Source organism: Phenylobacterium sp. (assembly GCF_965229015.1).
Classification (GTDB): domain Bacteria; phylum Pseudomonadota; class Alphaproteobacteria; order Caulobacterales; family Caulobacteraceae; genus Phenylobacterium.
The window spans coordinates 1,528,791-1,549,003 of sequence record NZ_CBDDIM010000001.1 but is presented as its reverse complement, the minus strand read 5'-3'; the positions used below and the strand labels follow the sequence as shown (position 1 = coordinate 1,549,003).

The 20,213-nt window shown below is 69.0% G+C and carries 18 protein-coding genes and 1 tRNA gene; 12 read left to right on the top strand and 7 right to left on the bottom strand.

All coding sequences use genetic code 11. The features are described from left to right. Positions 1-98 precede the first annotated feature (98 nt). From pstS to phoU, 5 genes are all read left to right on the top strand, one after another. The gene (gene pstS, locus ACO06I_RS07740) at positions 99-1,118 is read left to right on the top strand and encodes a phosphate ABC transporter substrate-binding protein PstS (protein ID WP_421931997.1); all 1,020 of its coding nucleotides are present in this window, start codon (positions 99-101) and stop codon (positions 1,116-1,118) included. A gap of 67 nt (positions 1,119-1,185) precedes the next feature. Next, on the top strand, positions 1,186-2,175 hold the full coding sequence (gene pstC / locus ACO06I_RS07735) for a phosphate ABC transporter permease subunit PstC (protein ID WP_421931996.1): 990 nt from the start codon (positions 1,186-1,188) through the stop codon (positions 2,173-2,175). Next, entirely contained in the window at positions 2,172-3,029 is an 858-nt protein-coding gene (gene pstA / locus ACO06I_RS07730) for a phosphate ABC transporter permease PstA (protein WP_421931995.1), read from the top strand. The genes pstC and pstA overlap by 4 nt, the downstream gene beginning before the upstream one ends. Before the next feature lie 53 nt (positions 3,030-3,082). Further along, positions 3,083-3,844, top strand: coding sequence for a phosphate ABC transporter ATP-binding protein PstB (gene pstB, locus ACO06I_RS07725; protein ID WP_421931994.1), 762 nt, complete (start codon positions 3,083-3,085; stop codon positions 3,842-3,844). Positions 3,845-3,920: 76 nt separating this feature from the next. Further along, positions 3,921-4,613, top strand: a complete 693-nt coding sequence (gene phoU / locus ACO06I_RS07720) for a phosphate signaling complex protein PhoU (RefSeq protein WP_421931993.1) — start codon at positions 3,921-3,923, stop codon at positions 4,611-4,613. A 179-nt stretch (positions 4,614-4,792) separates the two neighbouring features. On the opposite strand, the gene ACO06I_RS07715 is transcribed toward phoU, so the two are convergent. Further along, positions 4,793-4,866: transfer RNA gene (locus ACO06I_RS07715), tRNA-Cys, on the bottom strand. A gap of 152 nt (positions 4,867-5,018) precedes the next feature. Between ACO06I_RS07715 and ACO06I_RS07710 the strand changes: the two genes are divergently transcribed. From ACO06I_RS07710 to ACO06I_RS07685, 6 genes are all read left to right on the top strand, one after another. Beyond that, complete coding sequence (locus tag ACO06I_RS07710; RefSeq protein WP_421931992.1) at positions 5,019-5,588, top strand: protein-L-isoaspartate O-methyltransferase family protein; 570 nt, start codon at positions 5,019-5,021, stop codon at positions 5,586-5,588. A gap of 121 nt (positions 5,589-5,709) precedes the next feature. Continuing rightward, positions 5,710-7,218, top strand: a complete 1,509-nt coding sequence (locus tag ACO06I_RS07705) for a TolC family outer membrane protein (protein WP_421931991.1) — start codon at positions 5,710-5,712, stop codon at positions 7,216-7,218. Positions 7,219-7,361: 143 nt separating this feature from the next. Continuing rightward, the gene (locus ACO06I_RS07700) at positions 7,362-7,904 is read left to right on the top strand and encodes a DUF2497 domain-containing protein (RefSeq protein WP_421931990.1); all 543 of its coding nucleotides are present in this window, start codon (positions 7,362-7,364) and stop codon (positions 7,902-7,904) included. A 142-nt stretch (positions 7,905-8,046) separates the two neighbouring features. Continuing rightward, the gene (locus ACO06I_RS07695) at positions 8,047-10,710 is read left to right on the top strand and encodes a valine--tRNA ligase (protein WP_421931989.1); all 2,664 of its coding nucleotides are present in this window, start codon (positions 8,047-8,049) and stop codon (positions 10,708-10,710) included. Between the two features lie 108 nt (positions 10,711-10,818). Continuing rightward, the gene (locus ACO06I_RS07690) at positions 10,819-12,579 is read left to right on the top strand and encodes a class I adenylate-forming enzyme family protein (protein WP_421931988.1); all 1,761 of its coding nucleotides are present in this window, start codon (positions 10,819-10,821) and stop codon (positions 12,577-12,579) included. 61 nt (positions 12,580-12,640) lie between these two features. Then, entirely contained in the window at positions 12,641-13,381 is a 741-nt protein-coding gene (locus ACO06I_RS07685; protein WP_421931987.1) for a TlyA family RNA methyltransferase, read from the top strand. 35 nt (positions 13,382-13,416) lie between these two features. Here the strand turns inward: ACO06I_RS07685 and ACO06I_RS07680 are convergent, their stop codons facing one another. Together ACO06I_RS07680 and ACO06I_RS07675 are read right to left on the bottom strand one after the other, a co-directional pair. Further along, complete coding sequence (locus ACO06I_RS07680; protein ID WP_421931986.1) at positions 13,417-14,061, bottom strand: glycine zipper 2TM domain-containing protein; 645 nt, start codon at positions 14,059-14,061, stop codon at positions 13,417-13,419. Between the two features lie 43 nt (positions 14,062-14,104). Then, positions 14,105-14,533 carry a glycine zipper 2TM domain-containing protein gene (locus tag ACO06I_RS07675; protein WP_421931985.1) on the bottom strand — a complete coding sequence of 143 codons (429 nt, stop codon included), beginning with the start codon at positions 14,531-14,533 and terminating at the stop codon, positions 14,105-14,107. 169 nt (positions 14,534-14,702) lie between these two features. Between ACO06I_RS07675 and ACO06I_RS07670 the strand changes: the two genes are divergently transcribed. After that, positions 14,703-15,992, top strand: coding sequence for a class I SAM-dependent RNA methyltransferase (locus tag ACO06I_RS07670; protein WP_421931984.1), 1,290 nt, complete (start codon positions 14,703-14,705; stop codon positions 15,990-15,992). Positions 15,993-16,086: 94 nt separating this feature from the next. Here the strand turns inward: ACO06I_RS07670 and ACO06I_RS07665 are convergent, their stop codons facing one another. From ACO06I_RS07665 to ACO06I_RS07650, 4 genes are all read right to left on the bottom strand, one after another. Continuing rightward, positions 16,087-17,931 carry an ATP-binding protein gene (locus tag ACO06I_RS07665; RefSeq protein WP_421931983.1) on the bottom strand — a complete coding sequence of 615 codons (1,845 nt, stop codon included), beginning with the start codon at positions 17,929-17,931 and terminating at the stop codon, positions 16,087-16,089. 98 nt (positions 17,932-18,029) lie between these two features. Beyond that, on the bottom strand, positions 18,030-19,130 hold the full coding sequence (locus ACO06I_RS07660; protein WP_421931982.1) for a PA0069 family radical SAM protein: 1,101 nt from the start codon (positions 19,128-19,130) through the stop codon (positions 18,030-18,032). Positions 19,131-19,167: 37 nt separating this feature from the next. After that, positions 19,168-19,506, bottom strand: coding sequence for an ArsR/SmtB family transcription factor (locus tag ACO06I_RS07655; protein ID WP_421931981.1), 339 nt, complete (start codon positions 19,504-19,506; stop codon positions 19,168-19,170). After that, positions 19,506-20,138 carry an SRPBCC family protein gene (locus ACO06I_RS07650; protein WP_421931980.1) on the bottom strand — a complete coding sequence of 211 codons (633 nt, stop codon included), beginning with the start codon at positions 20,136-20,138 and terminating at the stop codon, positions 19,506-19,508. The genes ACO06I_RS07655 and ACO06I_RS07650 overlap by 1 nt, the downstream gene beginning before the upstream one ends. Positions 20,139-20,213: the final 75 nt, after the last annotated feature.

Genomic DNA, 20,213 nt, shown 5'->3' with positions numbered 1-20,213 from the left:
GTCGTGTGACTGTCACATCAAGAAGTTAATCCAGCTTACACCGCCTCGCGACGGACGTGACTCCGACGCGACGGACGACAGGTTGCATGGAGAGCGCGATGAAAGTGGACTTTGCGAAGCGGGCCTTGCTCGCAATGGGCGTGAGCCTGGCTTTGACGGGGGCGGCGCAGGCCGCGGACATCACGGGCGCCGGCTCGACCTTCGTCTACCCGATCCTCTCGAAGTGGTCGTCGGACTACAGCAAGGGCGGTGGATCGAAGATCAACTATCAGTCGATCGGCTCGGGCGGCGGCATCGCCCAGATCAAGGCCGGTACGGTGGACTTCGGCGCCACCGACAAGCCGCTCTCGCCCACCGAACTCGACCAGGCCGGCCTCGCACAGTTCCCGATCGTCATCGGCGGCGTTGTCCCGGTGGTGAACATCAAGGGCGTCGCCGCCGGCAAGATGCGGTTCACCGGGCCACTGCTGGCCGACATCTATCTGGGCAAGGTCAAGAAGTGGAATGACCCGGCCATCGCCAAGGTTAATCCGGGCCTGAAGCTCCCGGCGGCCGACATCACCGTGGTCCACCGTTCCGACGGCTCGGGCACCACCTACAACTGGGCCCACTATCTCGGACAGGTCAGTCCCGAGTGGCAGTCCAAGGTGGGGGAGGGCACCTCGGTCCAATGGCCCGTCGGCGTCGGTGGTAAGGGCAATGAAGGCGTCGCCGCCTACGTCAACCAGATCCTCAACGCCATCGGCTACGTCGAATACGCCTACGTGCTCCAGAACAAGATGACCTGGGGCTCCGTGCAGAACCGCAGCGGCGTGTTCGTCGCGCCCAACGCCAAGACCTTCGCCGCCGCCGCGGCCAACGCCGACTGGTCGAAGGTCAAGGACTTCTACCTGGTCATGACCAACACGGCCGGCGCCAACGCCTATCCGGTGACCGCCTCGACCTTCGTGCTGATGTACAAGTCGCCGAAGAACCCCGCGCAGTCCAAGGCCGCGCTCGCCTTCTTCAAGTGGGCCCTTGAGAAGGGTCAGCCCCAGGCCGCGAGCCTCGACTATGTGGCCCTGCCGCCCGGCGTGGTGAAGCAGATCGAGACCTACTGGGCCGCTGAAATCAAATAGGCGCCGCAGTCCGGCTCGGCGTGGGCGCTCGCCGCCCGCGCCGAGCCTTTCGCGTTCCGAGAACCGCATGACAGTTTCGACTGACGGCCAGGCCCCACGCACCTCCGACCCAAGGCGCGCGCGCGCGCTTCCGACCGGCCTTGGCGACCGCGTCTTCCTGGGCCTGACCGGCGCCATGGCCTATTTCGTGCTCGCCTTGCTGGGCGCGGCCGCCTTTTCGATGTTCTGGGGCGGGAGGCTGGCCTTCCAGACCTTCGGGCTGGGCTTCATCTATCGCTCCGATTGGGATGCGGTGAACCACCAGTTCGGCGCCTTGGTGCCGATCTACGGCACCGTCGTCAGTTCGGGGATCGCCATCCTGATCGCCGTGCCGGTGAGCTTCGGCATCGCGGTGTTCCTCTCCGAAGTCGCCCCGCGTTGGCTCCGGGGCCCGGTGGGCGCGGCGATCGAGCTGCTCGCGGCGATCCCCAGCATCATCTACGGGATGTGGGGTCTGTTCGTCTTCGTGCCCTTCATGGCCGGCCGGGTCGAACCCTGGCTGAACCGGCGCCTGGGCTCGGCCCCCTGGATCGGCGAGGTGTTCTCCGGCCCCCCCATCGGCATCGGCATGCTGACGGCCGGCATCATCCTGGGGATCATGATCATCCCCTTCATCTCATCGGTGATGCGCGACGTGTTCCTGGCCGTGCCGCCGCAGCTGAAGGAGTCGGCGGTTGCGCTTGGCGCGACCCGCTGGGAGGTCATGCAGCGGGTGAGCCTGCCCTACACGCGCACCGCGGTGATCGGCGCCATCTTCCTCGGTCTCGGGCGCGCCCTGGGCGAGACCATGGCCGTGACCTTCGTGCTCGGCAATGCGCACGACTTCTCCAAGTCGTTGCTGATGCCCGGCAACTCCATCGCCGCGGCCATCGCCAACGAGTTCACCGAGGCCGACTCGCCGATCTACCTGTCGTCGCTGATCGCGCTGGGCTTCGTGCTCTTCGCGGTCACCTTCATCGTGCTGGCCGCGGCCAAGATCCTTCTCCTTCGCGTCGACCGCCGGGAGGCCTCCCATTGACCCGCACAATCGCCACGGACCGGGTCGCCATCCGCCAGGCCGTCAACCTGCTGGCCCTGGCGTTCAGCGTCCTGGCCACGGCGTTCGGCCTCTTCTGGCTCGCCTGGATCCTGTTCACGACGTTCACCGAGGGGGCCTCGGCCCTGAAGCCCGAGCTCTTCACCCAGATGACTCCGCCGCCCGGGGAGTCCGGCGGCCTGCTCAACGCCTTCTACGGAAGCTTCGTCATGATCCTGATGGCGGTGGCGATCGGCGCGCCCATCGGCGTGCTGGCGGGGGTCTATCTGGCCGAGTTCGCCAGACACTCGAAGATCGGGGCGGCGATACGCTTCATCAACGACATCCTGCTGAGCGCCCCGTCCATCGTCATCGGCCTGTTCGTCTACGAGCTGGTGGTGCGCCGCGCCGGTCACTTCTCCGGATACGCCGGCGGGCTGGCTCTGGCGATGATCCTGCTGCCGGTGATCGTGCGGACCAGCGACGAGGCCCTGCAACTGGTGCCGGGGTCACTGCGCGAGGCCGGGCTGGCCCTGGGGCTGCCGCGCTGGAAGGTGATGGGCGCGGTCATCGCGCGCGCCGCGGGAACCGGCATCCTGACCGGCATCCTGCTGGGGATCGCCCGCATCAGCGGCGAGACCGCGCCCCTGCTGTTCACCGCCCTGAACAACCAGTACTGGACCGGCGACCTGAGCAAGCCGATGGCCAATGTTCCAGTCGTCATCTTCCAGTACGCCATGAGCCCCTACGACAACTGGCACGCCCTGGCCTGGGCCGGCGCCCTGGTGGTCACGCTTTTCGTCCTCGCCCTGGGGATCGCCGCACGCGTCCTGTTCCGGCAGAGGGGCCCGCGATGAACCGTCCCCTGTCCCCGGACGCCCACGTCTCCAAGGCACCCGCAGGAAACCCGATGGCGTCCGAGCCCAAGATCCAGGTCCGCGACCTCAGCTTCCTCTATGGCAAGTCTGCGGCTCTGAAGGGCGTCACCGTCGACTTTCCCGCCAACAGGATCACCGCCATCATCGGGCCGTCGGGCTGCGGAAAATCGACCCTGCTGCGGGCGATCAATCGCATCTTCGAACTCTATCCCGGGCAGTCGGCCAAGGGGGAGATCCTGCTGGACGGTCAGGATGTGCTGTCGCGGCGCTACAGCCTGGCCCTGCTGCGAAGTCAGGTGGGGATGGTGTTCCAGAAGCCGACGCCCTTCCACCTCTCCATCCTCGAGAACATCGCGTTTCCGTTGCGCCACTACGAGCGCCTCTCTCGGGCCGAGACGCTCGAGCGTGTGGAGTCCGCCCTCCGCCAGGCGGCGCTCTGGGACGAGGTGAAGGACAAGCTGCACGACAGCGCCGTGGCCCTGAGCGGCGGCCAGCAGCAGCGGCTCTGCATCGCTCGGACCCTTGCGGTCCGCCCGGAGGTGCTGCTGCTGGATGAACCGACCTCGGCGCTCGATCCGATCTCAACGGCGAAGATCGAGGAGCTCCTGGGCAACCTGGTTCGCGACTACACGGTCATCATCGTCACCCACAACCTGCAGCAGGCCGCCCGCATCGCCTCCCAGGTGGTGTTCATGTACGACGGCGCGCTGGTGGAGGTTGGGCCGCAGCAGGACATGTTCCTGCGTCCCAAGATGCAGCAGACCTCGGACTACGTGACCGGAAGGTTCGGATAGTCCGCCTCCACCGACATTCAGGCCGACAGTCAGGCGCGGCCAGCGAGGCGCGCGACCAAGAGGGAAGGCGCAGACCATGGAACATACCGTCAGGGCCTATGACGAGGAACTGGACCGGCTGAAGGATTCGATCGTGGAGATGGGGCGCCTGGCGACCGTCGCGCTCGCCCAGGCGCTCGCCGCGATCGCCGGTCGCGAGGTCCTGCTGGCCAACGGCGTCATCGAAGCCGATCGGCGGATCGACGCCCTGGAAGCCGACATCGAACAGGGTGCGATCAGCCTGATCGCCCGACGCCAGCCCCTGGCCGGGGATCTGCGGCGAACCTTGGCGGCCATGAAGATCGCCGGCAATCTCGAACGCTGCGGCGACCTGGCCAAGAGCATCGCAAAGCGCAGCCTCTTGCTTGGCGACGGCTCGATCGAGAGCCTGATGCGTTCGCTGGAGCGAATGGGTGAGATGGCGGCGGCACGCCTCACCCAGGTCATGGAGGCCTACCGGGACGGGGCCCTGGACCAGGCCATCGAGGTCTGGACGCGGGATCAGGACATCGACGCCTACTACGAGACCGTCTTCCGCGAGTTGCTGACCCACATGATGGGCGATCCTCGCCTGATCGCGCCCTGCTCCCACCTGCTGTTTGTCGCCAAGAATCTCGAGCGCATCGGGGACCACGCCACCAACATCGCCGAAGTGGTCCATTACCAGATCACAGGCGACCCCATGCCCGGAACCGACCGGCCCAAGTGGGACGCCCTGGAGGAGCGCTGACGCCCCGTGCGCCGGCACCGCGCGGAGGACAGACAGCGGCGTGGCCAGATCGCGTCGCTGATGCCGGAGCTTCGGACTCGCCACCGGGCTTGACCGTCGGCTGATCGCGCGCGGGCGCGAACCTGGCGACCCGCTCTGCAAACTGGCTTGGCCGTGAGCCGAATTATCTAAGGAAAATATGGAGGCCTGACCCGGAATCGAACCGGGGTGCACGGATTTGCAGTCCGCTGCGTAACCACTCCGCCATCAGGCCAACGCCGACGTCTTCAACACGCCGGGAGTTTTGAAGGGCGGATGGCTAACAGAACGACCCGCCTCGGGCAATGTCTGTCGCAGGGTCGCATTGCGTTCGGGTTAAGGGGCGACCTATAAGCGCGGAAATTACAGTTTCCGGTTTGGGGAATCATGGCCGATCTCGCCGAAGCCCGCTCGAACATGGTGGAGAGCCAGGTGCGTCCCAGCGACGTGACCGACATCCGCATCCACGACGCCATGCGCGCCATCCCGCGCGAGGACTTCGTGCCGCCGGGCAAGCGCTATCTGGCCTATGCCGACGCGCCGGTGGAATACGCGCCCGGCCGGGCGCTGCTGAAGCCCCGCGACGTGGCCAAGCTGCTGCAGATGGCCAAGCCGGTGAAGGGCGAGCGGGCCCTGGCCATCGCCGCCCCCTACGCCGCCGCGATCCTGGAGGCCCTGGAAGTGGTGGTGGACCGCCTGGAGGAGGGCGACCTCAAGACCGTTCCCGGCGCCAACTACGACCTCATCGTCGTCGAGGGCGCCGTCGCCCGCGCGCCGGAGGCCTGGCTGAAGGCCCTGGCGCCCGGCGGACGCCTGGCGGTGGTGGAGCGCGACGGTCCGGTGGGCAAGGCCTGCCTCTATGTCCGGGGCGAGGGGGATCTTGGCCGCCGCACCGTCTTCGACGCCACCCCGCCGCTGCTTTCGGGATTTGAGGCGCATCAAGGTTTCGCCTTCTGAAGCGTGCTGAAACGCACCCGAAACCTTGGCGTGAAAAAAGCTTAAGGTGGCGCCCACTGGCGTCATCTCAATTCGGCGGCCATATAGGCCCCGGTCTCTCTCGCCGATTTCGGGGATAAGCATGTTGAATAGCCGTCGCGGAGGTTTGCTCGCCGCAGTCTGCAGCGCGGGCCTCATCTGCGGATTCGCCGCCGGTCCCGCCGCCGCCGAAACCCTGGCCGACGCCATCGCGCTCGCCTACGACTCCAATCCGACACTGCAGGCCCAGCGCGCCAGCCAGCGAGCCCTGGACGAAACCTATGTCCAGGCCAGGAGCGGCTACCGCCCGAGCCTGAGCGCCTCGGTGCAGGAAACCTATTCCGACAGCCGCACCCCCGGGGCCTCGGGCCTGGTGGACACCAACGGCGACGGCATCCCCGACACCTTCGTCACCCGCAGCATCAGCCAGAGCCAGCGCGGCAACGCCTCGCTCTCCCTGAGCCAGCCGCTCTACACCGGCGGCCGCGTCGGCGCCGCGGTGTCGGCGGCCGAGGCCGATATCCTCACCGGCCGCGAGAACCTGCGCCGGGTCGAGGCCCAGGTGCTGGGCAACGTCATCACCGCCTATGTCGACACCCGCCGCGACCAGGAGGCCCTGCGCATCCGGCAGGAGAACGTCCGGGTGCTGGAGCGTCAGCTCGAGGAATCCAAGGCCCGCTTCGACGTGGGCGAGATCACCCGCACCGACGTGGCCCAGTCGGAGTCGCGCCTGGCCTCGGCCCAGGCCCAGTTCCAGACCGCCCAGGCCCAGCTGGCCATCAGCCGCGCCAACTATGTCGCCATCGTCGGCCAGAGCCCCGGGGACCTGGCGCCCGAGCCGTCCCTGGCCAATCTGCTGCCCGCCAGCGTCGACCAGGCCTTCGACAGCGCCCAGGTGGACAATCCGCAGATTCGCGCCGCCCAGTACGCCGAGCAGGCCAGCAAGGCCCGACTGTCGGGGGCCCGCGCCGAACGCATGCCCAGCGTCGCCCTGCGCACCACCCTGGGCTTCAGCGGCGACATCAACCCGGTCGACACCGATCTCTATTCGCGCAACCTCACCACCTCGGTGGGGGTCACGGTGCCGCTGTTCACCGGCGGCCTGACCAATTCGCGGGTCCGCCAGTCCATCGAGCGCAACAATGTCGACCGCATCGGGGTCGAGACGGCCCGGCGGTCGGTGCTGCAGGGCCTGACCCAGTCCTGGAGCCAGCTCAGCGCCGCCCGCGCCAATATCGGCTCCACCGACACCCAGGTCCGCGCCGCCCGCATCGCCGCCGAAGGCACCCGCCAGGAGCAGCAGGTGGGCCTGCGCACCACCCTGGACGTGCTGAACGCCGAGCAGGAGCTGCGCTCGGCCGAGCTCGCCCAGATCACCGCCCGGCACGACGAATATGTCGCCGCCGCCAGCGTCCTGGCCCAGATGGGCCGGCTGGAGGCCGCCAACCTGACCCCCAACGTGCCGCACTACGACCCCAAGGCGAACTTCGGGAAACTGCGCTTCGCCTGGGGCTGGGTGCCGTGGGAGGAGCCGATCGCCATCGTCGATTCGGCCCTGACCCCCAAGCCGCACGAAAAGCCGGTCAGCGCCCTGGCGACCGCGCCGAAATAGGGTCAGGCCAGTCGGTCACAGGCGCGGCGTTTCGCCTATCGGGCGAATCCGCGCTTGCGCAGCTTGGCGGAAATTGCAGGATCACACCGTCGCGCCTAGGCTGGCGTTGACGGATTCTCTCTTCGCTCCAGCGACGGCTCAACATGTCTGACCAGACCTCTCAAGAACCGACAATGGAGGAGATCCTCGCCTCCATCCGCCGCATCATCTCCGAAGATGACGCGCCCGGTTCGGAGGCCGCCGCGCCCGAGGAGGAGCCCGCCGAGGAGCCCGTCGCCGAAGAGATTCCCATTCCGCCCGAGGAGGAGGATGACGGCGTCCTGGAGCTGACCGAGAAGGTCGAGACCCACGGCGACATCGACGTCTACGCCGCCGCCGCTCCCGAGCCGCAGCCTGAGCCGTCCTACACCTCGCCGCCCGAACCGACCGCCTGGGCCGACGACGCCCCGGACGTGGGTCCTGGCGCCGGCCTGGTTGGCGATCCCGCGGCGGCCGCGGCCGCGGCCGCCTTCGGCGCCCTGTCCTCGCAGATCCTGATGCCTCGCGATGGCCGGACCCTGGAGGACGTGGTGCGCGAACTGCTGCGTCCGCTGCTCAAGCAGTGGCTGGACGACAACCTGCCGCGCATCGTCCAGGACACCGTCCAGTCGGAAGTCGAGCGCATCGCGCGCGGCGGCCGAGTATAGATCTCCCCTGACCGTCAGGGCCGGGACATCGCCCGGCCTTCCGCGGTCCCCGAGGCGTCCACGCCGGAGGGATGACGTTTGTTGGGTGCGGGGTGTCGTGGATTTGCGGCAGGCGCCGCGCCCGTATATGCACCGCCTCAGCATGCTTGAAAAAACCTTCGACCCGAAAACCGCCGAACCCCGCCTCTATGCGAAGTGGGAGAGCTTGGGCGCGTTCGCGCCGACCTCGGACCCCGCCGCCGAGCCGTTCTCCATCGTCATCCCGCCGCCCAACGTGACGGGCTCGCTGCACATCGGGCATGCGCTGAACAACACCCTGCAGGACGTGCTGATCCGTTTCGAGCGGATGCGCGGCAAGGCGGCCCTGTGGCTGCCCGGGACCGACCACGCCGGCATCGCCACCCAGATGGTGGTGGAGCGGCAACTGGCCGCCGCGGGCAACCAGAGCCGCCGCGACATGGGTCGCGAGGCCTTCGTCGCCAAGGTCTGGGAATGGAAGGCCGAAAGCGGCGGGACCATCACCAACCAGCTTCGCCGCCTGGGCGCCTCCTGCGACTGGAGCCGTGAGCGCTTCACCCTGGACGAGGGCCTGAGCGCGGCCGTGCGCAAGGTGTTCGTCACCCTGCACAAGCAGAAGCTGATCTATCGCGACAAGCGCCTTGTGAACTGGGACCCGGCCCTGCAAACCGCCATCTCCGACCTCGAGGTCGAGCAGAAGGAGGTGGACGGCCACTTCTGGCACTTCGCCTATCCCCTGGAGGATGGCTCCGGCGAGATCGTCGTGGCCACCACGCGCCCCGAGACCATGCTGGGCGACACCGCAGTAGCGGTCCACCCCACCGACGAGCGCTACAAGCACCTGATCGGCAAGGCCGTGCGCCTGCCCATCGTGGGCCGGCCGATCCCGATCATCGCCGACGAATACGCCGACCCGGAAAAGGGCTCCGGCGCGGTGAAGATCACGCCCGCCCACGACTTCAACGACTTCCAGGTCGGCAAGCGCCACAACCTGCCGCAGATCAACATCCTGACCCCCGACGCGAAGATCAACGAGAACGGTCCCCGCGAGTACCAGGGTCTGGACCGCTTCGAGGCGCGCAAGAAGGTGATCGCCGCCTTCGAGGAGCTGGGCCTGCTGCGCGAGGTGGAGAAGACCCGCCACGCCGTCCCGCACGGGGACCGTTCCGGGGTCGTCGTCGAGCCCTACCTGACCGACCAGTGGTACGTCGACGCCAAGACCCTGGCCGGCCCCGCCATCAAGGCGGTGGAGGAGGGGCGCACCGTCCTCGAGCCCAAGACCTGGGAGAAGACCTACTACGAGTGGATGCGCAACATCGAGCCGTGGTGCGTTTCGCGCCAGCTCTGGTGGGGCCACCGCATCCCGGCCTGGTACGGACCCGACGGCAAGATCTTCGTCGAGGAGACCGAGGAGCGGGCCCGGGCCGTCGCCCGCGAGTTCTACGGTCGCGACGAGCCCCTGCGCCAGGACGAGGACGTTCTGGACACCTGGTTCTCCTCCGGGCTGTGGCCGTTCTCCACCCTGGGCTGGCCGGAGGAGACCGCCGACCTGGCGCGCTTCTACCCCACCAACACCCTGGTGACGGGCTTCGATATCATCTTCTACTGGGTCGCCCGGATGATGATGATGGGCATCCACTTCACCGGCCAGGTCCCCTTCAAGCGGGTGTTCTTCAACGCGCTCGTCCGCGACGCCTCGGGCGCCAAGATGTCCAAGTCCAAGGGCAATGTCATGGACCCGCTGGAGCTGGTGGACCAGTACGGCGCCGACCCCCTGCGCTTTACGCTCACCGCCATGTCGGGCCAGGGCCGGGACATCAAGCTCTCGACCCAGCGCATTGAGGGCTATCGGAATTTCGGCACCAAGCTGTGGAACGCCGCCAATTTCTGCCAGTTCAACGGCTGCGTCCGCGCCGAGGGGTTCGATCCCGCGGCGGTGACCAATCCCCTGAACCGCTGGATCGTCGGCGAGACCCAGAAGACCGCCCAGGCGGTCACCGAGGCCATCGCCTCGTGCGGCTTCGACGGCGCGGCGAACGCCCTCTACCGGTTCATCTGGAACACCTATTGCGACTGGTATGTCGAGCTCTCCAAGCCCCTGCTGAAGGGCGAGGACGCCGCCGCCAAGGCCGAGACGCAAGGGACCGCCGCCTGGGCCCTGGACGTCATCCTGAAGCTGCTGCACCCGATCATGCCCTTCCTCACCGAGGAGCTGTGGAGCCAGACGGCCGACCTGGGCGTCCCGCGCGCCGAGGGCATGCTGATCTCCGCCCAGTGGCCGGACCTGCCCGCCAGCCTGCTGGATCCCAAGTCCGAGGCCGAGATCGGCCTGATCGTCGCCGCCATCACCGAGGGCCGCTCCGTGCGGGCCGAGCTGAACGTGCCCGGTTCGGCGCGTCCGCCCCTGCTGGTGCTGGAGGCCGACGCCGCCCAGCGCGCCGTGCTGGAGGCCAATGGCCCCATCATGGCCCAGCTGTTGCGGGTCTCGGAGGTGCGGGTCGCTGAAACCGCGCCGCAGGGGGCCATCCCCTTCGTGGTCCAGGGCGTGACCTTCGCCCTGCCGGTGGCCGAATTCATCGACCTCACCGTCGAGAAGGGGCGTCTGGCCAAGGAGATCGCCACCCTGGCCAGCGACATCGCACACGTGATGAAGAAGCTCGGCAACCCCGACTTCGTGGCCCGCGCCAAGGAGGAGGTGGTCGAGGAGAACCGCGAACGTCTGGCCGAGTCCGAGGCGGCGAAAGCCAAGCTGGAAGGGGCCCTGGCCCGCCTGGAAGCCGTGGTCTGACCCGACCGGCGTTCTCCCAACCGGCGTTTGCGTCGACGCCTAGGTTATGCTTGTTCACCTAGGACGACGCGGCCTGTGAACGCCGCGCGCTTAGTGGAGAACGCTCAGATGTCCGAGGCTGTCTTGCCGGCCGGCTGGCCCGCCATGTCCATCGCCCAGGCCCACGCCATGATCACTGCTCCGGGGACCCCGGCGGAGATCGAGGAGGTGGTCATCCGGGGCGTCAAGACCAAGACCTGGAAGAACCAGCCCCCGACCATGCGCTCGGTGGTGGAGATGTCCCGCGCCCACGGCGAGAAGGTCTTCCTGGTCTATGAGGACGAACGCGTCACCTTCGAGGCCTTCTACCGCGCCGTCTCGGCCTTCGCCCGCGAGTTGCAGGCGCGGGGCGTGGCCAAGGGCGATCGGGTCGCCATCGTCATGCGCAACCTGCCGGAATGGCCGGTGGCCTTCTACGCCGCGGAGTCCATCGGCGCCATCGTCACCCCCCTGAACGCCTGGTGGACCGGCCCTGAGCTGGAATACGGCCTGACCGACTCCGGCTCCAAGGTCGCCATCCTCGACGCCGAGCGCTACGAGCGGCTCACCGAGCACCTGCCCAACTGCCCCGACCTGCAGACCATCTATGTCAGCCGCGAGGTGGACGAGATCGCCCATCCGATGGTGCGCAAGCTGGAGGCCGTGCTGGGCGGCCCCAACGACTGGGCCAAGCTGCCCGACCAGGCCCTGCCCGCCGTCGAGATCGACACCGACGACGACGCGACCATCTTCTACACCTCCGGCACCACCGGTAAGCCCAAGGGGGCCCTGGCCACCCACCGGGGGGTCAATTCCAACATCATGGCCGGCGCGGTGGCCGGCGCCCGGGCATTCCTGCGCCGCGGCGAGGCGCCGCCCCAGCCCGACCCCAATGCGCCCCAGCGCTCCTCGCTGATTTCGGTGCCCTTCTTCCACGCCACGGGCTGCTTCGCGGTGCTGAATCCCTCCCTGGCCGGAGGCGCCAAGCTGGTGATGATGCACAAGTGGGACGTGATCCGCGCCTTCGAGCTGATCCAGCGCGAGAAGATCCAGTCGGCCGGCGGCGTGCCCACCATCGCCTGGCAGCTGATCGAGCACCCGATGCGCGAGAAGTACGACCTGTCGTCCCTGGAGAGCGTGGCCTATGGCGGCGCCCCCTCGGCGCCGGAGCTGGTGCGCAAGATCAAGGAGACCTTCCCCAAGTCGGCGGCCGGCAACGGCTGGGGCATGACCGAGACCTGCGCCACGGTCACCACCCACGGGGCGGAGGACTACGCCAACCGTCCCGACAGCTGCGGCCCGGCCGTGCCGGTGAGCGTGCTCCAGATCCGTGACCCCGCCGACGGCGTCACGGTGCTGGGTCCCAACCAGGTGGGCGAGCTCTGGGCCAATGGTCCGCAGATCGTGAAGGGCTACTGGAACAAGCCCGAGGCCACCGCCCAGACCTTCGTCGACGGCTGGGTGCGCACCGGCGACCTGGCCCGCGTGGATGAGGAGGGCTTCTGCTTCATCATCGACCGGGCCAAGGACATGCTGATCCGCGGCGGCGAGAACATCTACTGCATCGAGGTGGAGAACGTCCTCTATGACCACCCGGCGGTGATGGACGCCGCCGTCGTCGGCATCGTCCACCGGACGCTCGGCGAGGAGCCCGGCGCCGTGGTCACCCTGAAGCCCGGCGCCACCGCCACGGAGGCCGAGCTCCGCGCCCACGTGGCCGAGCACCTGGCGGCCTTCAAGGTCCCGGTGAAGGTCAAGTTCTGGCACGAGACCCTGCCGCGCAACGCCAACGGCAAGATCCTCAAGAACGAGCTGAAGAAGCTGTTCGAGGAGGATACGGCGAGCGCCTGATGGCGAGACGTGCTCTCAACCGCTCGTCCCGGCGAAGGCCGGGGGGGAGCGGGGTCTTGCCGTGACCAAGGTCCGCGCCGATGTCCTGCTGGTGGCGCGCGGCCTGTTCGAGAGCCGCGCCAAGGCCCGCGCGGCCATCGAGGCCGGCGGGGTCACCGCCGACGGCCAGGCGGTGGCCAAGGCCTCGGACATGCTGGACGAGGCCTGCGACCTGCAGGGGCAGGCCGCCCATCCCTATGTGGGGCGCGGGGCGCTGAAGCTGGTCCACGCCCTGGAGCTTTGGCCTGTGGCCGTCGAGGGCGCCTTTGTGCTGGATGTCGGCGCCTCCACCGGCGGCTTCACCCAGGTTTGCCTGGAGCGCGGCGCGGCCCGGGTCTACGCCGTGGACGTCGGGCGCGGGCAGCTCCACGCCAAGCTGGCCGCCGATCCCCGCGTCACGGCCCTGGAGGGGCTCGACGCTCGTGGCCTGACCGCCGACCAGATCCCGCATCCGCCGCAGCTCGTGGTCTGCGACGCCAGCTTCATCGGCCTGGCCAAGGTGCTGCCGGCGGCCCTGGCGCTGGCCGCTCCCGGCGCCGACCTGATCGCCCTGGTGAAGCCGCAGTTCGAGGTGGGGCCGGAGCTGGTGGGGAAGGGGGGGCTGGTCCGCGACGCCGCCGCCCGGGCCCGCGCCCTGGCCGATGTCGCGAGCTTCCTCACCGCCTCGGGCTGGTCGGTGCTCGACACCGCCGACAGCCCGATCCTCGGCGGGGACGGCAATTCCGAATACCTGCTGCACGCACGAAAAAGCCGCCCGGCGTGAACCGGGCGGCCTTGGTTCGTCTGAGGCGCTAGGTCTTAGTCGACGACCTGATAGCGGCCCTGGCTGTCCTGGCAGACCCGCACGAAGCGCTTCTGGACCCGACCGTCGGGCAGGTAGATCGGGCTTTCGGCCAAGGTGCAGCCGTCCGCGCCGACGCCGCCCTGGGTGGAGACGCTGTAGCTGCGGCCATACCGGTCATAGGCGTTGTCGTTGTAGGAGCTCGACCGGTCGTAGTCGTAGGTCCGCTGGGCATAGCCGTTGTCGTAGCCGTTCCCGTAGTAGCCGTTTGAGCCGTACTGGCTGTTCCCGTAATAGCTGTTGGAGCCGTACCGGCTGTCGCCATAGTAGCTCTGGCGGCTGGGGGTGCAGGCCGCGGAGTCCTTGCCGATCTTCGCCCCGGCCGCTGCGCCCACCAGGCCGCCCAGCACCGCGCCCTCGGTCCGCGCGTTGCGGGCCGCGACGTTGGATCCGATGGCCGCGCCGGCCAGGGCGCCCAACAGGCCGCCGGTGGTGCTGCGGTTCGACGACGACCGGCGGCAGGGGTCGTAATAGCCGCTGTCGTAGTTGTTGCCGTAGTAGCCCGACTGCGCCGAGGCGAAGCTCGGAACCGCCAGGGCGGCGCTGAGGGCCATGACGCCGGCGACGCCGGCGAGGGCGGACTTGGCGAAGGTGTTGGTCATCGGAAACTCCCCGTTTGGGACTGGACGAAAGGTGGAGGGGCTCCTACGAGCGCCCGCTGGGCCGCCACACGCCATCCTTGCCGCGGCAGATCTCGAAACTGTGGTCGCGGCCGCCGTAGTACTCGCTCACCCACTGGCAGTTCTTGCGGCTGTAGGAGGACTGGGCGACGCGGCTGGGATAGCCCTTGCAGTTGACGCGGTTGCGGCCGACCTGGTTGCCGGCGGCTGCGCCGACCACGCCGCCGAGCACGGCGCCTTCGGTCTTGGCGCCCTTGCCGGCGACCTGGGAACCCACCAGCGCGCCGAGCACGCCGCCCACCAGGGCGCCCTTGTGGCCGGACTCGCGGCGGGCCTCGCGGCAGATGTCGCCGGTGCCGTAGGAGCGGGTGGATTGGGCCGCGGCGAACTGCGGAACCGCCAGGCTGGTCGCCAGGACGGCGGCGGCGGCGGTGAGGGCGAACGTACGCTTCATGGTCTCTTCCTTCGCAGGCTCCGGCGGCGCCAAGGCCCCGCTTTCGGAGATGAGGTTTGACTGAACGAACCTGAACGGGTCTTGAACAGGCTGAGGCCGCCCGTTCGTCTGCATCCAGGTGCGCACGGTGAAGCTATCATCCGCCCTACAGCCGTAAATGATCCCGATCATGCGAAGTTCCAGCCGCCGTCCCGGCCGTCCCGAGAGCCCCAAACCCGCGGGGCCGCCCGTCGAGGTGGTCATCGAAACCGTGGGCGGGGAGGGGGACGGTGTGGCCGCCGGGCCCATCTATGTGCCCTTCACCCTGCCCGGCGAGCGGGTCCGCGCGGTGGGCGGCGGCGAGCGCCGCGAACTGGAGGCGGTTCTCAGCGCCAGCGCCGAGCGGGTGGCCCCGCCCTGTCCGCACTTCGGGGTCTGCGGCGGCTGCGCCCTGCAGCACTGGGAGCACGGCGCCTACCTGGCCTGGAAGGTGGAGCGCCTGCGCACGACGCTCGGCCTGCAGCGCATCGAGAGCGAGATCCTGGCGCCCTTCGCCGCCAAGCCCGGCACGCGCCGGCGCCTGGCCTTGCACGCCCGTCCCGGCAAGCGCGCCGAGGCGCGCCTCGGTTACAAGGGCCGTAAGTCCTGGGACCTGGTGGACATCACCGTCTGCCCCATCGCCGATCCCCGGCTGGAGGCGGCCCTGCCGGCCCTGCGCCGCATGGCCGCGCCGCTGTTCGAGCATCCCAAGTCCGCGCCCACCCTGCACGTCACCCTGACCTCCGAGGGGATCGACGTCGATATCACCGGGGTGGAGCGCAAGAGCGGCGGCCTGTCAGCCGACGCCCGCATGCGCCTGGCCGAGGCCGCCGCCGAGGCCGACTTCGCGCGCGTCACCATGGACGGGGACGTGGCCTATGGCGCGCGTCAGCCGGTGGTGCGCCTGGGTCCCGCCGCCGTGGCCCTGCCGCCGGGCGCCTTCCTCCAGGCCGTCCCCGAGGCCGAGGCCGCCATGGCCGCCTTCGCCGTGGCCCAGGTCGCCGGCGCCGAGCGTATCGCCGACCTCTATTGCGGGGTGGGGACCTTCACCTTCCGCCTGGCCCAGGTGGCGCCGGTCTACGCCGTGGACGGCCACGCCCCGGCCATCCGCGCCCTGACCTCGGCCATCTCCACCGCGCCGGGCCTCAAGGGCGTCACCGCCGAGGCCCGCGACCTGACGCGCCGCCCGGTCCTGGCCGTGGAGTTCAAGAAGATCGACACCGTGCTGTTCGACCCGCCCCGGGCCGGCGCCCTGGAGCAGACCGCCGAACTGGCGGCCTCCAAGGTCTCGAAGATCGTGGGCGTGTCCTGCAATCCGGCCACCTTCGCCCGCGACGCCCGGGTGCTGATCGACGCGGGCTTCAGCCTCGACCGCGTGCTGCCAGTGGACCAGTTCCTCTGGTCGCCGCACGTGGAGCTGGTGGGGGTCTTCTCCCGCTAGAGCGCGTCAGGCTGGAAGCCGGTTAACCCGTCCGACGCGCTCCATCTCTTTGAATTGGAGCCTCGGGTCAGATGATTCCATCTGACCCGAGGCTCTAGCCGGCCTGGGCCATCGCCCGTTCGGCTCCGGGATCGGCCATGGCCCGGGACATGGCGGACATCAGGGCGGGAATCTGGATCGGCTTGGCGGTGTGCTCGGTGAAGCCGAGCTCCAGATAGTGCGCCCGCCCGCCCGAGGTGACGTCGGCGGTCAGCGCGATCACCGGAATCGCCTGGTTCGGGCCGCTGCCGGCGCGCAGGCGCTGCAGGACCTGGGCGCCGCTCATGCCGGGCATCTGGATATCCATCAGGGTCAGGTCGAAGGGACGGCAGGCCAGCAGGTCCAGGGCGGCCTGGCCGCTGGCGGCCTTCTCCACCCGGTGGCCGAAGGCGCAGAGGATCTGCTGCAACACCAGCAGGTTGATCGGGTTGTCGTCGACGATCAGCACGTCGAGGTCGGCCGCCGGAGTCTCTTCCGCCACGGGCTCGGCGGCGGCGGCCGGCGCCTGGGCCAGGTCGAAGATGGCCTCCACATGGAAGGTCGAGCCGTGGCCAAGCTGGCTCTCGACCCAGACCCGGCCGCCCATCAGCTCGGTGAGCTGGCTGGCGATGGCCAGGCCCAGGCCCGTGCCACCGAACCTGCGCGCCTCGGACTCGTCCACCTGGGAGAACCGCTCGAAGAGGGCGGGCAGGTGCTCCTCCGGGATGCCGGGGCCGGTGTCGATGACCGAGATATGGATGCGGGCGGCGGTCTCGCCGACGGGCTGGGCGGCGACCCTGACGGTGACGGCGCCCTGGTCGGTGAACTTCAGGGCGTTGCCGATCAGGTTGAACAGCACCTGCCGGACCCGGATCGCGTCCATCCAGACATGGCTGGGCAGGTCCTCGTCGGCCTCGAGCCGCAGGGCCACGGCCTTCTCGTCGGCCCGGGCGCGCCAGAAGGCCACCGCGCGGTCCAGGAACAGGGGCAGGTTCTCGGGGGCCGGGGTGATGTCCAGCCGCCCGGCGTTGACCTTCGACATGTCGAGGATGTCGTTGAGGATCGACAGCAGGTGTTCGCCGCTCTCCATGAGGGTCTCCAGCCGGCTGGCCTGGACGGGGTCGGTCTCCTCGCGCCGCAGCAGCTGGGCCATGCCCAGGACGCCGTTCATGGGGGTGCGGATCTCGTGGCTCATGGTGGCCAGGAAGTTCGACTTGGCGAGATTGGCCTGGCGGGCCACCTCGCGGGCCTCGTCGGCCGCGCGGGTCTCGGCCATGGCGTGGTCGCGGGCGGCCTCCAGTTGCGGGATCATCGCCAGGTTCGAGGCGTAGGCCGCCTGCCAGCTGGTCACCGCCCGGGTGGTGCCATCCGAGATCATGACCAGCAGCACCATCAGGCAGGCCATGGAGATCATCAGGCCCGCGAAGGTCGCGGGGGGGAAGATGCCCAGCAGGGCCACCGTCAGGGCCAGGACGGCCGGACCGGCGAAGGACCAGAAGATGGCGCGCGACAGGGAGCCGCTGGCGCAGGCGACCGCCACCATCGAGGCGACCGTGATGGCGAGATAGGCCAGCTCCTTCTGCCCGCCCCAGAGGGCCAGGACGGTGGGACCGGCGAGATAGGTCGAGACCCGGACGACGCACAGCAGGGCCAGGCGCCGGAAGCCGCGCGCGACCTCGGTCTCCGCGCTGCGCGCCAGCCAGCGGGCGATGATGCGCTGATAGATGGTGTCGACGGCGCAGCTGACCAGGAAGGCGAGGGCGGCGACCACCGGATGGCCAAGCGCCAGGACCGCCGCCAGGGCGACGGCGTTGAAGACGACGTGGCGCCTGATCGGCATGGCCAGGCCCGCCAGCGTCAACTGGTAGGCGTTGGCGTTGGCCGCCGGATCCATCGTCGTTGTGGTGGTCTGGCCGTCCATGACCGGTCACCTGCCCCTTCTTGCCGGACCATTTAAGAACAGTTCGATTAATTGACTGAGAACTCGGCAGCTCTTTCTCAAAGCCCGCGCCGCCTGATCTATCCGCCCGCGAACAGGTCGCCCTGGTCGCCGGCCCGGACCGGAACCCGGAACCGCGTCAGGTCCAGGCCCTCGAAGGCGAACTCCAGGCCGTAGCGTTTGCGGGCGGCCTGGAAGCGCGCGGCCATCAGGTCGGCCAGCGGACCCTGGCCCTTCATCCGCGTCCCCCAGTCGGCGTCATAGTCCCTGCCGCCGCGCATCTGGCGCACCAGGGACATCACCCGGCTGGCGCGGTCGGGGTGGTCTGTGGCCAGCCACTCGCGGAACAGGTCCTTGATCTCCAGGGGCAGGCGCAGGGCGACATAGCCCGCCCCCTTCGCGCCAGCCTGTCCGGCCCGCTCCAGCACCGCCTCCATCTCGTGGTCGTTGAGGCCGGGGATGGCAGGAGCGAACATGACGATCACCGGCACGCCGGCCTCGGCCAAGCCCTTGATGGCCGCGATCCGCTTCTCCGGCGTGGCGGCCCGCGGCTCCATGCTACGGGCGAGCTTGCGGTCCAGGGTGGTCACCGAGATCGCCACCCGCACCAGGTTGGCGTCCGCCAGCGGCGCCAGCAGATCCAGGTCCCGTAGGATCAGGGCCGACTTGGTGATGATCGAGAAGGGATGCTGGAAACGGGCCAGCACCTCGATGATCGATCGGGTGATCCGCAGGCTGCGCTCTTGCGGCTGGTAGGGATCGGTGTTGCCGCCGATGTGGATGGCGATGGGCTGGTAGCGCGGCTTGGAGAGCTCGGCCTCCAGCAACTCCGCCGCGTCGGGCTTGAAGAACAGCTTGCTCTCGAAATCCAGGCCCGGCGACAGGCCCATATAGGCGTGGGCCGGCCGGGCGTAGCAGTAGATGCAGCCGTGCTCGCAGCCGCGATAGGGGTTGATCGACCGGCTGAAGCCCACGTCGGGGCTGGTGTTCTTGGAGATGATCACCCGGGCCCTCTCGGCCGTCAGGCTGGTCTTCAGCTTCGCGGGCTCGAGATCGTCCGGCGTCCAGCCGTCGTCGAAGGCCTCGCGGGCCTGGGCCTCATAGCGGCCCGAGGCGTTGGAGCGCGCGCCGCGGCCCCGGACCTGGGGGGCAGGGTGGACTTGCTGGGTGAAGGTGGCCATGCCGCATCCAAGCGCGGCGAAGAGAACAAAGCAAGAACTAATCCCCGCGCTCGCGTCGCGCCTTCTTGCCCCGCGCGACCTCGGTGGCCAGGGCCTCCAGCCGGGGGACCCAGAAGGCTCGGAAACCGTCGAGCCAGGCGTCCACCTCCTGCAGGGGCGCGGGGTCGAGGGCGTAGAGCCGGCGGGGCCCCTCGACCCGCACGGTGGCGAAGCCGCTCTCCCGCAGCACCTTCAGATGCTGGGAGACCGCCGACTGGGTGATGCCGAACTCCGCCTGGACCACGCTCACCACGTCGCCGGAACTGTGCTCGGCGCCGGCCAGCAGCTCCAGGATGCGGCGGCGGACCGGGTCGCCGAGGACGTCGAAGGCGTGCACTATGCCTCGCCGGTGTAGAAGGCGACGGTGCGTGCGGCCGAGGCGCGGGCCGTTTCAGCGTCCTCACCCGAGGCGGCATGCGCCTCGCCCCAGGCGGTTCCGCTGGCGGCCATCAGGGCCCTGCCGTCGGGGGAGGCGGACCAGGCGGCGAAGCCGTCGGGATCCACCTGCGCGCCGCCTTCCAGATGCAGGGCCAGGCCGATCAGGGAAAGTTCCCAGCCGATCCCGACGGCGCCAGGGCCGAACTGCTTCCAGTGGTCGTTGTCGACGTGGGCCACATGCTCCAGTTCGAGCTGGGCGCCGTCGCCCGCCTCGGAGAGGGCGACATTGACCCAGCTGGTCTGGCCGGCGAACTCCCAGGTCAGGGACAGCCGGCGCGGCGGTTCGCAGGCGGTGATGGTTCCGCCCGCGTTGCCCTGCAGCTGATAGCGGCCCCCCAGCTTCAGTTCCCCCGTGACGGGCAGGAACCAGCGGGGAATGCGCTCGGGATTGGTGATGGCCTCCCAGAGGTCGTCCACCGTGGTGTCGTAGGCGCGGGTGGCGATCACGGCGCGGGCGGGCCTGCCATCCTGTTCGCGCACGGCGACCTCGCGGACGACGGCGCCGATCATGGCCGGGACGTCGATGTTCATGGCGGGCTCCTGTTGCAGTCCGGCCAAATCGTAGTAGTTCAAACTTATATAAGGCAAGCCTGAAATGATCGCGGC